Source organism: Sphingomonas paludis, assembly GCF_053502515.1.
On the sequence record NZ_CP187558.1, the window covers coordinates 1,409,501 to 1,422,722 of the forward strand.

11 protein-coding genes are annotated in these 13,222 nt (G+C 65.2%); 4 read left to right on the plus strand and 7 right to left on the minus strand.

Going from position 1 to position 13,222, the window contains the following annotated elements; all coding sequences use genetic code 11:
• Nucleotides 1-47 precede the first annotated feature (47 nt).
• The 3 genes from pth to ACPVPU_RS06855 all read right to left on the minus strand — a co-directional run bounded on the left by pth (nt 48) and on the right by ACPVPU_RS06855 (nt 2,416).
• The gene (gene pth / locus ACPVPU_RS06845; RefSeq protein WP_448660222.1) at nt 48-620 is read right to left on the minus strand and encodes an aminoacyl-tRNA hydrolase; all 573 of its coding nucleotides are present in this window, start codon (nt 618-620) and stop codon (nt 48-50) included.
• A 146-nt stretch (nt 621-766) separates the two neighbouring features.
• Complete coding sequence (locus ACPVPU_RS06850) at nt 767-1,384, minus strand: 50S ribosomal protein L25/general stress protein Ctc (RefSeq protein WP_448660223.1); 618 nt, start codon at nt 1,382-1,384, stop codon at nt 767-769.
• Nucleotides 1,385-1,525: 141 nt separating this feature from the next.
• Nucleotides 1,526-2,416 (minus strand): TraB/GumN family protein, encoded by an 891-nt coding sequence (locus ACPVPU_RS06855; protein WP_448660224.1) that lies wholly within the window; start codon nt 2,414-2,416, stop codon nt 1,526-1,528.
• A gap of 281 nt (nt 2,417-2,697) precedes the next feature.
• Here ACPVPU_RS06855 and ACPVPU_RS06860 point away from each other — a divergent pair, with 281 nt between their 5' ends.
• From ACPVPU_RS06860 to ACPVPU_RS06875, 4 genes are all read left to right on the plus strand, one after another.
• Nucleotides 2,698-3,564, plus strand: a complete 867-nt coding sequence (locus tag ACPVPU_RS06860; protein WP_448660437.1) for a glycine--tRNA ligase subunit alpha — start codon at nt 2,698-2,700, stop codon at nt 3,562-3,564.
• Nucleotides 3,561-6,113 (plus strand): glycine--tRNA ligase subunit beta, encoded by a 2,553-nt coding sequence (gene glyS, locus ACPVPU_RS06865; protein WP_448660225.1) that lies wholly within the window; start codon nt 3,561-3,563, stop codon nt 6,111-6,113. The genes ACPVPU_RS06860 and glyS overlap by 4 nt, the downstream gene beginning before the upstream one ends.
• A gap of 146 nt (nt 6,114-6,259) precedes the next feature.
• A complete protein-coding gene (gene ppdK / locus ACPVPU_RS06870; protein WP_448660226.1) occupies nt 6,260-8,920 on the plus strand; it encodes a pyruvate, phosphate dikinase in 2,661 nt (886 codons plus the stop codon).
• Nucleotides 8,917-9,111, plus strand: a complete 195-nt coding sequence (locus tag ACPVPU_RS06875) for a hypothetical protein (protein ID WP_448660227.1) — start codon at nt 8,917-8,919, stop codon at nt 9,109-9,111. Before ppdK ends, ACPVPU_RS06875 begins: the two co-directional genes overlap by 4 nt.
• Before the next feature lie 130 nt (nt 9,112-9,241).
• Here ACPVPU_RS06875 and ACPVPU_RS06880 read toward each other — a convergent pair whose 3' ends face one another.
• The 4 genes from ACPVPU_RS06880 to ACPVPU_RS06895 are packed head-to-tail and all read right to left on the minus strand — an operon-like array spanning nt 9,242 to nt 13,216.
• Complete coding sequence (locus ACPVPU_RS06880) at nt 9,242-10,240, minus strand: type II secretion system F family protein (protein WP_448660228.1); 999 nt, start codon at nt 10,238-10,240, stop codon at nt 9,242-9,244.
• Between the two features lie 7 nt (nt 10,241-10,247).
• Complete coding sequence (locus tag ACPVPU_RS06885; RefSeq protein ID WP_448660229.1) at nt 10,248-11,225, minus strand: type II secretion system F family protein; 978 nt, start codon at nt 11,223-11,225, stop codon at nt 10,248-10,250.
• A gap of 60 nt (nt 11,226-11,285) precedes the next feature.
• Complete coding sequence (locus ACPVPU_RS06890; protein WP_448660230.1) at nt 11,286-12,587, minus strand: AAA family ATPase; 1,302 nt, start codon at nt 12,585-12,587, stop codon at nt 11,286-11,288.
• Nucleotides 12,587-13,216 carry a CpaD family pilus assembly protein gene (locus ACPVPU_RS06895; protein WP_448660231.1) on the minus strand — a complete coding sequence of 210 codons (630 nt, stop codon included), beginning with the start codon at nt 13,214-13,216 and terminating at the stop codon, nt 12,587-12,589. Before ACPVPU_RS06895 ends, ACPVPU_RS06890 begins: the two co-directional genes overlap by 1 nt.
• Nucleotides 13,217-13,222 lie beyond the last annotated feature (6 nt).

A 13,222-nucleotide genomic window follows, 5' to 3' on the forward strand; every position in this document is an offset into this window, starting at 1 on the left:
CCATTTCGTGGTCCCCGATGGTCGGGCGGGTCCGCGCGGGCGTCAAGTCAGGGCTGGTGCATCCTGAGCGCGACATCGTTCATGAATCGGATATCGTCGCCCGCCGCCAGCCAGGATGCCTCGGCAGCGATGGCACCCAGCATGTCGGTCAGCGGTTCGATCTCATCCTTCGCATAATTGCCGAGCACATGGCCAGTCACCCGGTCCTTGTGCCCCGGATGGCCGATGCCCAGCCGCACGCGGCGGAAATCCGGGCCGATATGCTGGTCGGTCGAGCGCAGGCCGTTATGCCCCGCCGTGCCGCCGCCTGTCTTTACCTTCACCTTGAACGGGGCAAGGTCGAGCTCGTCGTGAAAGACGGTGACGTCGGCAGGGGTCAGCTTGTAGAAATCGAGGGCCGCGCGCACCGCCCGGCCGCTTTCGTTCATGAATGTCGCGGGTTTCAGCAGGATCAGCTTGGTCGACCCGACGCGCCCTTCCTGTGTCCAGCCGCGAAACTGCTGGCGGGGTGCGGAAAAGCCGTGGATTTCGGCGATGGCGTCCAGCACCATAAAGCCGACATTGTGCCGGTGCATCGCATATTGCGCGCCCGGATTGCCGAGGCCGACCCAGAGCTGCATCGTGTGGACTCCCTCTCCCCTTCAGGGGAGAGGGCCGGGGAGAGGGGCTGCCACAAGCGAGCAGCTCGCCCGGAAACCCCTCTCCCAACCCTCGCCCCTGAGCCGCAGGCGAGCGCAGCTCAACGGGAGAGGGCTTTCGGCCAATGTTACTCGGCTTCCGCTTCTTCGGCGGCGGCTTCGCCTTCGGCCGACTTCAGCGCCGATGGGGCGGTGACGGTGGCGATGGTGAAGTCGCGGTCGGTGATCGCGCTTTCCGCGCCCTTGGGCAGGGTGACGGCGGAAATGTGGAGCGAATCGCCCACTTCCAGACCCTTCAGCGAAATCTCGACCTGTTCAGGGATTTCGGCTGCGTCGACGACCAGTTCCAGCTCGTGACGAACGACGTTCAGCACGCCGCCCTTCTTGATGCCGGGGGCCAGTTCCTCGTCGGTGAACACGACGGGGACGGCAACCGTGACGGTCGCGTGCTCGGAAATGCGCAGGAAGTCGACATGCACCGGACGGTCGGTCACGACGTCGAACGCCACGTCCTTGGGCAGGGTGCGGACGGCCTTGCCGCCAACATCGACCATGATGACGGAGTTCATGAAGTGGCCGGTCATCAGCGCCTTCATCAGCTCGCGCTCGTTCACACTGATCGCGGTGGGTTCCTGCTTGTTGCCGTAGATCACGGCGGGCACGCGGCCTTCACGACGAAGCGTGCGGGAGGCTCCCTTGCCAACCCGCTCGCGCGTCTCGGCCGACAGGGTGAGCACTTCGCTCATATGTCGTCTCCAATTGCGCTTGTTAATCCAGTTTCACCGGGCAGGCCTCCAGGGATGACCCTGCACGCGGCAAGCGGGGGCCGGTAGCGGAAAGCGGGCAGATTGGCAAGGTGGACAGGCTCCTGCCCTTGCAGGGGAGCATCAGTTGGATTTCACACGATCCACCTTGATCCCCATGCGCGCCAGTTCGGCCTGAACGCTGTCCGGACCGGCGAAATGGCCGGAGCCGACGGCCATGAAGACCGTGCCGGGGCGATCGAGGCGGGTGCGAATCCATTCAGCCCAGCGACGGTTGCGGGCGGTGACCAGCGGGTCGGTGAGCGCGCGCGGCGATTTCGCCTGATCCTCTGCCAGCACGGCGGCCATGTCGGTGGTGTCGGCGCTGGCCCATGCGGCGAGGGCGCGCTCCGTCCCCTGATGCACCGTCGCCTGATTGTCGAGGATGCGCGTCAGCATTGCGATCTGATCCGCTTCGGACAGGCCAGCGAAGATCGCATATTGATCGGTCGGCTGTTCGAGCCCGGACACCGGCTTTCCCGCCCTTTCGGCCGCGCGCGACAGAACGCGTTCGACACCCAGGCTTTCGTCATAGCCCAGTTCGCGCAAGGGAAGCACCGACAAGCTGGTCGCGGCCAGCCAGGGTGCTGTCCGGTCGAACGCCGTTTCGGCATAGCCGACGCGTTTGAGCGCCGCGCGCAGCTTGTCGGCATAGCCGGGCGGCAGGCGGTCGGGCAGGGCGGGGGTGCCGTCGGGCAGGGTGCCGAGCCGGGAAAGGTCATCGCGCGCTGCCCCAGTCGCGCCGGGGGCCAGTTCCATCACCAACTCGTCCGACGCCTCGAACGCGGTGGCAACTTCATCATTAAACCAGGCGAGTTCGGGTTTCAGCCAATGGACCGTGCCGAACAGGTAGATGGTCGTATCGACATCGCGCACCACCCAGACAGGCGGGTCGACGTCGCGCTGCGGCACCTGCGCGGTCGGCCCGGCCATGGCGAGGGCAGCCAGTACGAGGAGGAGCTTGGGCAGCGGCATGGGTACTGGCTTTACTCGTTGGTATCGTGCGAAGTCGAGGGAAGGCATTGCAGCCAAGATATACAGTCGTGCTCCCGCGAAAGCGGGAGCCCAGGGTTGATCGGCCCATGCCATTGCCAGCCTGGCTCTGGATCCCAGCTTTCGCGGGGACACGGTAAGCAAGCCTTGGCCTGCCGTCCAATCATTGACCATGCCCGTCCCATGGCCTTAAGCGGCGCGGGACATTTTCAGCCACCCGCGAACGGACCACAGCCTTGGCACAGCCGCTCAGTTTCCAGCGCATGATCCTGACGCTCCATGACTATTGGAGCCGCCACGGATGCCTGATCCTGCAACCTTATGACATGCGCATGGGGGCGGGCACCTTCCACACCGCGACGACGCTGCGCGCGCTGGGGCCGGAGCCGTGGAACGCCGCGTTCGTCCAGCCGTGCCGCCGCCCCACCGATGGCCGCTATGGCGAGAACCCCAACCGGTTGCAGCATTATTACCAGTATCAGGTGATCCTGAAGCCCAGCCCGGAAAACCTGCAGGAACTCTATCTGGGGTCGCTCGCCGAAATCGGCATCGACGCGCTGAAACACGATATCCGCTTCGTCGAGGATGACTGGGAAAGCCCGACACTGGGCGCATGGGGCCTGGGCTGGGAAGTGTGGTGCGACGGGATGGAGGTGACGCAGTTCACCTATTTCCAGCAGATGGGCGGGTTCGATTGCAAGCCGGTGGCGGGCGAGCTGACCTACGGCCTCGAACGACTGGCTATGTATATCCAGAATGTCGACAGCGTGTACGACCTGGCGTTCAACGACGCGGGCGTGACGTACGGGGAGGTGTTCCTGGAAAACGAGCGCCAGATGTCGAAGTATAATTTCGAGGTTGCGGACACCGAGACGCTGTTCGAGGGATTTCGCAAGGCGGTGGCCGAGTGCGAGAACTGCCTGACCCACAATGTCCCCATCGCGGCATACGAACAGGCGATCGAAGCGAGCCACTTGTTCAACCTGTTGCAGGCGCGCGGCGTCATCAGCGTCGCGGAGCGTCAGGCCTATATCGGCCGGGTCCGCGACCTCGCCAAGGGAAGCTGCGAGGCGCACATCAAGCACATGATGCCAGCGTGGCAGGCCAAGTTTCCGGAGTGGACGCTGTGACCGATTTTCTGCTGGAGCTGCGGTCCGAGGAAATTCCGGCGCGGATGCAGGATCGGGCGCGGGCCGATCTGGAAAAGCTGTTCGTCGCCGAGCTTGAAAAGGCCAGGCTGAAGGCCGGGGGCATCGTCACCTATGCCACGCCGCGCCGCCTGACCCTGATCGCGCGGGAGTTGCCGGAGGCGACGGCCGCGGTGAGCGAGGAGCTGAAGGGGCCGCCCGCCGATGCGCCCGACGGGGCGGTCGAGGGATTCCTGCGCAAGGCGGGGCTGACCCGCGACGCGCTGGAGACGCGGGACGTGAAGGGGCGCGCGACCCTGTTCGCGGTGATCGAGCGGGCGGGGCGGCCGACCGCGGACCTGCTGGCCGAGGCGATCCCGGCGATCGTCCGCGCCTTTCCCTGGCCCAAGTCGATGCGTTGGGGCGCAGCGTCGATTTCGACCGAATCCTTGCGCTGGGTTCGCCCGTTGCAGGGCATCGTCGGGCTGTTCGGCGACGATGTGGTCGAATGCGAGGTGGCGGGCATCCGGTCGGGCCGCGAGACGATGGGGCACCGGTTCCATCATGACGGCGTCATCACCATCGGGTCGGCGCAGGATTATGTCGAGAAACTGCGCGCGTGCCATGTGGTTGTCGATCAGGACGAGCGGCGGACGATGATCCGCTTGGCCGCCAAGGACCTGGCGGCCGAAGCGGGCCTGACCCTGATCGAGGATGAGGGGCTGGTCGCGGAGAATGCGGGCCTGACCGAATGGCCGGTGCCGCTGATCGGACGGTTCGATCCGGCGTTCCTGGATGTGCCGCCGGAAGTCATTCAGCTAACCGCACGGGTTAATCAGAAATATTTCGTTTGTGCCGATGCGGATGGCAAGCTGGCCAATGCGTTCGTGTGCACCGCCAACATCGCGGCAAGCGATGGCGGGGCCAAGATCGTCGAGGGCAACCAGAAGGTGCTGGCCGCGCGATTGAGCGATGCGCGGTTCTTCTACGACACCGACCTGAAGGTGCCGCTGGAGAAGCAGGCGGAAAAGCTGGCCAAGATCGTGTTCCACGAAAAGCTGGGCACGGTGGCCGACAAGGTCGAGCGCGTGGCAAAGCTGGCCCGGTGGCTGTGCGAGGAGGGGATTGTCCAATCTCCTTCTCCCCTTGCGGGAGAAGGAAGGGGCCCGCTCGCGTCAGCGAGTGGGAAGGATGAGGGGGCGGCCCCGGCCTCGACCCCTCACCCTTCCGCGCCTCCGGCGCTCCCTCCCTCTCCCGCAAGGGGAGAGGGAAGTTTGGCCGACCTTGCCGAACGGGCGGCGCGGCTGTGCAAGGCGGACCTGGTCACCGGCATGGTCGGGGAGTTTCCGGAACTGCAGGGCCTGATGGGCGGATATTACGCCGCCGCGCAGGGCGAGCACCCCGCGGTCGCAGCGGCGATCCGCGATCATTACAAGCCGGTCGGGCAGGGCGACGATGTGCCCACCGATCCGGTGACTGTGGCGGTGTCGCTGGCGGACAAGCTGGATACGATCGTTAGCTTCTTCGCGATGGGGCATCCTCCGACGGGCTCACAAGACCCGTTCGCGCTACGCCGTTCTGCGATCGGTGTCATCTCACTGATCAATCAATCCCGTTTACGCGTTTCGCTGAGCGCGTTAGTTCGTAAGGCATATCGACTGTTCGCAGAGAACCAGGCATCGCGAACCAGCTACGATGGTCTTGAGCACTTTGTTTTCTGGTTTGAGGAAATTCTTGTCTACGAAGCTGGGCAGGAACGATCAGTCTTTCGGTATCAGCCTCTTGATTTCGATAGCTACTCGACATGGGGACGTTTTGAACTTGGTCGAAGCTTAGCCGCACCGATATATGACAAGTCTTACGACGATCTCCACATCGATCACGAAGGTTTGCCTGAGCCATTTTACGTGGAAAGTTTCTGGGCCGCTGACAAGGTTGCTGATTTGCTTGGGCGTTTCTTCGCTGACCGCCTCAAGGTGCAGCAGCGGGAAGCCGGTGTCCGCCATGACCTGATCGATGCGGTGTTTGCGCTGGGCGGGGAGGACGATCTCGTTCGCCTGCTCGCCCGCGTCCATGCGTTGCAGGCGTTCATGGCGACCGAGGATGGGGCGAACCTGCTGGCCGGGTACAAGCGGGCGGCGAATATCCTGAAGAAGGAGGGCTATGGTGCTCCTGCGAAAGCAGGAGCCCAGGGTGGCGAGGGGCCTGACGGCTCTGGGCTCCTGCTTTCGCAGGAGCACGGGGGGGATGGTCGCACGTCCCCTCTCCCAACCCTCTCCCCTGAAGGGGAGAGGGCTTTGGCGCCCGCCGAAGCCGCGCTGATCGCGGCGCTGGATGCGGCCGAGCCGCTGGCGGCCGCTGCGGTGGCGGAGGAGCGGTTCGGCGATGCGATGGCGGCGCTGGCCAGCCTGCGCGCGCCGATCGATGCGTTTTTCACCGACGTGATCGTCAACGACCCCCATCCGGCGATCCGCGCGGCGCGACTGGCGCTGCTGGCGCGGATGCGGGATGCGGTGCACGCCGTCGCCGACTTCAGCCGGATCGAAGGTTAGCGATACCATCGGTCGCTCTGGCCTGTTGCAGCGCAATAAAGCTGTTGCATACGAATGTAGAGTCTGGTGAAGGGGCGCCAAAGCGCCGATGCAGCGACACCGGCGCGGCGTGCCATCCGGCAGGAACGAGGGGCAGGGACGACAGCATGACGCAGTATGTGTACCGTTTTGGTGGCGGCGTTTCGGATGGCGGCAAGGGCGACAAGAACCTGCTCGGCGGCAAGGGGGCGAACCTGGCCGAAATGGCGTCGATCGGCCTGCCGGTGCCCCCGGGCTTTACCATCGGCACGCCGATGTGCGCGGTCTATTACGATAATGGCGAGCAGTTTCCCGACGGCGTGAAGGCCGAGGTTCAGGGCGGCATCGCGCATATCGAGGGGGTGACGGGCAAGCGGTTCGGCGATGCCGCCGATCCGCTGCTGGTGTCGGTCCGCTCCGGCGCGCGGGTGTCGATGCCGGGCATGATGGATACCGTCCTCAACCTGGGCCTCAATGACCGGACGGTCGAGGGACTGGCGACGACGAGCGGGGACGAGCGCTTTGCGTGGGACAGCTATCGCCGGTTCATCCAGATGTATTCCGATGTCGTGCTGGGCCTGGACCATGGCCGGTTCGAGGAGGCGCTGGAGATCGCCAAGGAGGACAACGGATTCTACCTCGACACTGACCTGTCGGCGGCGGACTGGAAGAAGCTCGTCGCCGAATACAAGGCGCTGGTCGAGGAGATGTGGGGCAAGCCGTTCCCGCAGGACGTGCATGACCAGTTGTGGGGCGCGATCGGCGCGGTGTTCGGATCGTGGCAGTCGGAACGGGCCAAGGTCTATCGCCGCCTGAACGACATTCCCGGCGACTGGGGCACCGCCGTCAATGTGCAGGCGATGGTGTTCGGCAACATGGGCGATACCTCGGCCACGGGCGTTGCGTTCACCCGCGATCCGTCGACGGGGCACAATGCCTATTATGGCGAATTCCTGATCAATGCGCAGGGCGAGGATGTGGTGGCGGGCATCCGCACACCGCAATATCTGACCAAGGCGGCGCGCGAGGGCGCGGGGGCCAAGCCGCTGAGCATGGAAGAGGCGATGCCGGAGACCTATGCCGAGCTGGCATCGGTGTTCGACCTGCTGGAGCGGCATTATCGCGACATGCAGGACATCGAATTCACGGTCGAGCGCGGCAAGCTGTGGATGCTGCAGACCCGGTCGGGCAAGCGCACGGCCAAGGCGGCGCTGAAAATCGCGGTGGACATGGCGAACGAGGGGCTGATCACGCAGGCCGAGGCAGTGGCGCGGGTCGATCCGTCGGCGCTGGACCAGCTGCTCCACCCGACACTCGATCCCGCCGCCCCGCGCGATGTGCTGACCAAGGGGCTGCCCGCCAGCCCCGGTGCGGCAAGCGGCACCGTGGTCTTCGATGCCGACACGGCGGAGCGGCACGCGGCGCTGGGCGAGCATGTGATCCTGGTGCGGATCGAAACCAGCCCCGAGGATATTCACGGAATGCATGCGGCGCGCGGCATCCTGACGGCGCGGGGCGGGATGACCAGCCATGCGGCCGTGGTGGCGCGCGGCATGGGCCGCCCCTGTGTGTCCGGCGCGGGCGCGCTGCAGATCGACCCCAGGGCGAAGCTGTTCCGCGTCGGCGGGCGCGAGGTGAAGGAAGGGGATACCCTGACCATCGACGGTGCGACCGGCGAGGTGATGGCAGGCGAGGTGCCGACGATCCAGCCGGAACTGGCCGGGGATTTCGGCACGCTGATGGTGTGGGCCGATGCGGTCCGACGGCTGAAGGTGCGCGCCAATGCGGAGACGCCGCTCGACTGCCGCGCCGCGCGCGAGTTCGGAGCGGAGGGCGTCGGCCTGTGCCGCACCGAACATATGTTCTTCGACGGCGCGCGGATCACCGCGGTGCGTCAGATGATCCTGGCCGAGGACGAAAAGGGCAGGCGGGTCGCGCTGGACAAGCTGCTGCCCGAACAGCGGGCGGATTTCATCGAAATCTTCGAGGTGATGGCGGGCCTGCCCGTCACCATCCGCCTGCTCGATCCGCCGCTGCACGAGTTTCTGCCGCATGAGGAGGCCGAATTCGCCGATGTGGCGGAGGCGGCAGGCGTCGGCATCGAAACGCTGAAGCGGCGCGCGGCGGAGCTGCACGAGGTGAACCCGATGCTGGGTCACCGCGGCTGTCGGCTGGGCGTCACCTATCCCGAGATCTATGAAATGCAGGCACGCGCGATTTTCGAGGCGGCGCTGGCGGTGGCGGAAAAGTCGGGCGCGGCACCGATCCCGGAGGTGATGATCCCGCTGGTCGCCACGCGGCGCGAGCTGGAGCTGATGAAGGCGGTGGTCGACCGGGTGGCCGAAGCGGTGTTTGCCGAGGCGGGCGCGCGGGTCGAGTATCTGGTCGGCACGATGATCGAACTTCCCCGCGCCGCGCTGAAGGCCGGGGAGATTGCCGAGGTGGGTGAGTTCTTCAGCTTTGGCACCAACGACCTGACCCAGACGACTTTGGGCGTCAGCCGCGACGATGCCGCCCGCTTCCTGGGCGTCTATGTCGACAAGGGCATTTATGCCCGCGATCCCTTCGTATCGCTGGACATCGAGGGGGTGGGCGAGCTGATCGCGCTGGCAGCCGAGCGCGGCCGGGCAACGCGGGGCGACATCAAGCTGGGTATCTGCGGCGAGCATGGCGGCGATCCGGCCAGCATCGCGTTCTGCGAGACGCTGGGCCTGGATTATGTCTCGGCCAGTCCTTATCGGGTGCCCATCGCCCGACTGGCGGCGGCACAGGCGGCATTGAAACGATGAGCGAACGGCAACCGAATATCACCCCGGCGGGCTATGACCGGATCTACGGCCTGCATCCGTTCGTGTTCTTCGGCGCGGTGGTGATGATGCAATTGCTGTTCATCGCCCTGATCGTGACGGCGCTCCTGGCCGGGATCGACTGGACCGAGGATCTGATCTGGCCCGGCGGGCCGGAATTGCTGCCGTTCTGAAGATTCCCCTCTGCAAGGGGGAGATGGCGCGCGAAAGCGCGACGGAGGGGTGTCTCCCTCTCAGGTTAGCGCGTCACCCCTCCGTCAGGCCTGCGGCCTGCCACCTCCCCTTGCAGGGGAGGAGCTTGGCTCAGTTGCTCAAGAGCGCGTCGTTGATCGAGCAGGCGGCGGGGCCGAGAATGACGACGAACAGCGTCGGCAGGATGAACAGGATGAGCGGGATGGTCATGATCGCGGGCAGGCGAGCGGCCTTTTCCTCGGCGCGCATCATGCGTTCGTTGCGGAATTCGGCCGACAGCACGCGCAGAGCCGACGCCAGCGGGGTTCCGTATTTCTCGGTCTGGATCATGGTCGTGACCACGCCCTTCACCGCGTCGAGATCGATGCGCATGGCGAGGTTCTCGAACGCCTGACGCCGGTCGGTCAGGAAGCCCAGCTCGATCGCGGTCAGGCTGAATTCCTCGCCCAGTTCCGGGTACGCGCGGCCCAGTTCCCTGGCGACTCGGTGGAAGGCCGCATCGACGGTCAAGCCGGCCTCGGCGCAGATGACGAGCAGGTCGAGCGCATCGGGCAGCCCCTTTCGAATGGCGTCCGACCGCTTCTTGATCTTGTTCTGCAGGAACAGATCGGGCGCCTTGTACGACCCGATAAAGGCGATGGCGACCAGGCCGTATTTCTTCAGCGGAGTCCAATCCGAGAACGCATCGGTGCCATAGACGAAATAGACGGCCAGTCCGCCGATGATGATCGGCAGCACCAGTCGGCCGAAAATCACGGCCGGCGCCCATTGCTTTGCGCGGATGCCCGCCTGAAGCAACCGACGCTGCGCGGTTTTCAGCTGTTCGTCCTGCAACACCTTCAGACTGGACAGCAGCGATTTGATCTTGTCCGCCGTCTCGTGCTTCTGCACCAGCTTGACCCGGCGCTTGGACGTCGATGCGGTGATCCCGGCCTTTAGCTGTTCGCGCCGTTCGGTGAGCGCCTTGACCCGCTTGGCCATCGGATCGCGTACCGTCGTCGCCGCGTAAATGGCGACCAGCACCGAAAACGCGGCAACGGCCGACAACATGGTGGCGACGGAATAGACGTCGACGCCAAGGATGGTGGGGGCGGTATCGGGTGTCAGCATGGCGCCCTCAAATCTCGAAACTGACCATCTTGGCCATGATGAATGCGCCCAGGCCCATCCACACCATGCCGCCAAGTCCGGCCACGATCAGCCGTTCATCCACGAAGAAGCGCTGCATGTAATCGCCGGAAATCATGTAGATCAGGCCGAAGACGATGAACGGCAGCGAACCGACGATATAGGCCGAAGCCTTGGATTCCGACGACATCGCCTTGATCTTCAGCTTCATCTGCATCCGCTGGCGCAGCACGGTTGCCAGGTTGGCCAGGGTTTCGGCAAGGTTGCCGCCGGTTTCGCGCTGAATGGCGATGGTGATGACGAAAAACTGGAATTCGGGCGTGCCCAGGCGATCCGACGTCTCCTGCAGCGCCTGATCCATGGTCTTGCCGATCTTCATCTTGTCCGACACCGACCGGAACTCCTCGCCCACAGGGCCTTCGAGTTCGTTGCCGACGACGGTGATGGTTTCAGTGATCGGCAGGCCCGAGCGCAGGCCGCGGACCAGCAGCTCAATGGCGTCCGGAAACTTGGCGTTGAACTGCGCAAGGCGCCGCTTGATCATGAAATTGACGGCGAAATGTGGCAGACCCGCGCCCAGGAACAGGCCGACGAACAGGCCCAGGAGCGGCGGCAGTCCCTGCAGCCAGACCGCCGCAAAGATGACGACGAAAATGCCCAGGGTAACAAGACCGTACTGGCCGACGGTCCATTTGGTGCCCGTCATCGCCAGGCGTTTTTTCAGTTCGGCAGGGCGGGGCAGGAACCGGCTTGCGGCCACGTCCATCCGGGTTGCGCGCGCATTCGCGATCTTGCGCATCTGCGCTTCCATCGCCTTTTCGGCAACGAACGCCGAATGGCGCGAACGCACCCCGGCAGCACGCCTGGCAGCGATCCGTGCGGTCGACGGGCCGGTGAAGGCAAAGACGACCAGCCCGAGCATGATTGCCAGCCCGGCAGCGACAAAAATGATCGGCATTGCGTCCATGCGTCGTATCCGTCCTTCAAACCCGACGGCCCGGACCGGGTCGTTCCCCGGTCCGTGTCGTTATGCGGATGCCTTTTTACCCTTCAGCGCAACCAGCTTGCCCAGCAGCGACGTGCCGCCGCCGGACTTGGCACCCTTGGTCTTGCCATTGCCCTTGGCCTTGCCGGCATCGGCGGGAGCGCCCGCCTCCGACATCTGGGTGATGCGGGTGGTCAGTTCGATCAGGGGGGCGACTGTCTTGCCGCCCTTGCCCGCTTCGGCCATCGCCTTGCCGAGCTTGGCAGAGGTGACCGCCAGTTTCAGATCGAACGGGACGACGAAATCGACCTTGCGTTCGATCGACTGTTCGAAATCCTTGCGGCTGATTTCCAGCTGCGCCGCGGCCTGAACCCGATTGGCGACGATCAGCACCTGGGTCTGGGGGGCATTGCCCTTGAACCAGGACAGGATGCGGATGGCATCGCGCGCGGCGGCCAGCGTGAACTCGGTGACGATCACCGCGATCTGGATGTCGTTCAGGAGGTGGGGATGCTGAACCAGCATGGCCCGTGGCAGATCGACGACGGTGCATTCGAACGCCGACCGCATTTCCTCCTGCAGCTGATAGAATGCGCCGCCATCGGTCAGGATCGGGGCGTTGATCGGCGCTTCCGCCGACAGGACGGCCAGCCGGTCGCTGGCGCGCACCATGGCGCGTTCGATGAACAGCCCGTCGATGCGGCTGGGATTGTCGATGGCGTCGGTCAGGCCCCGGCCCGGTTCCAGGTCGAGCGCCAGCGCCCCCGTGCCGAAATGCACGTCCAGATCCAGGAACGCGGTCGTCCGGCTGAGCTTCTCGCTGAGCAGCCACGCAATCGACGTCGCCACCGTAGACGCGCCTGTGCCGCCGCGGGTGCCGATGACGGCCAGCGAGCAATGCGCCCGCGCCTCGGTCGGCTCCACCGCCTTCGGGGCGGACAGCATCGCCTGGGCGTTGGCAAAGGTGTCGCGCAGCATGTCGGGGTTGAGCGGCTTCAGCAGGTAGTCCTGGATGCCGCTGGCCACCAGATCGCGGTACAGACGCACATCGTTCACCTGGCCGGCGGCGATGACCACCGTGCCGGGTTCGCACACTTCGGCCAGCGCGTTGATGTCGTTCAGCGGATCGCCGCTTTCCGACAGGTCGACGAACAGGATGTGCGGGCTGGCCGATACCGACAGGGTCTGGACCGCGTTGCGCAGCCCGCCCTTGTTGACCTTTTCAGGCGGCCATCCCAGTTCGACGGCGATCGGGCGCAGTGCCTCCGCCGTGGTTTCGTCGCAGACAAAGGCGACGAAGGGATCGCGGTTGCCCGCGCGTGCCGGGTTCCAGGGCGCGTTCATCAGTTTCCTCCCGTCCCTTCGGACTTGATGCCGCCCGCGCCGGATGCAGGGGCCTTGCGATAGCTGTCGATCGCCTTGACCGCATTGGCCGGATCGGTGGTGCCGCTGCCCGGCTGGCCGCGGACCAGATCGGCCGGATTGGCGATCATGGAGGCCAGGTTGCCGTTCACCGCGCAACCGAAGCCGGGATGGGTGTGGCCATCGAAATTGGACGCATCGAACCCGCTATGGTTCGGGCAGTTCGGCACACTGGCGGTCAACCGGCTGATGACCACGCGGGCAGTGCCGGGGGTCAACGCGCCGGGGGTGACCGGGGCCACCGCATCGACGAACAGGCCGTAGCGCTGTGCCTCTGCCGCCACCTGGGCGCGCACGCCGGGATCGGCACTGGGATCGTCCAGCGCAACCCGGTCGCCATAGCGCAGCTGCAGCGTCCGCATCCATCCGGCCAGCCGGTCCGCCTCGCCATAGGCAAGGCCGGAAGGCCCGGTGGTCACGTCAAACGCATAGTCTGCGCGCGAAACGACCGGCTGATTGACCGTTTCGATGCCGCGCGTGGCATTGTTGCACCCGGCCAGCAGCAGCATCGCCGCCAGCGCCGTCATTGCGGGATAGGAAGTGGACATCATCGCGTT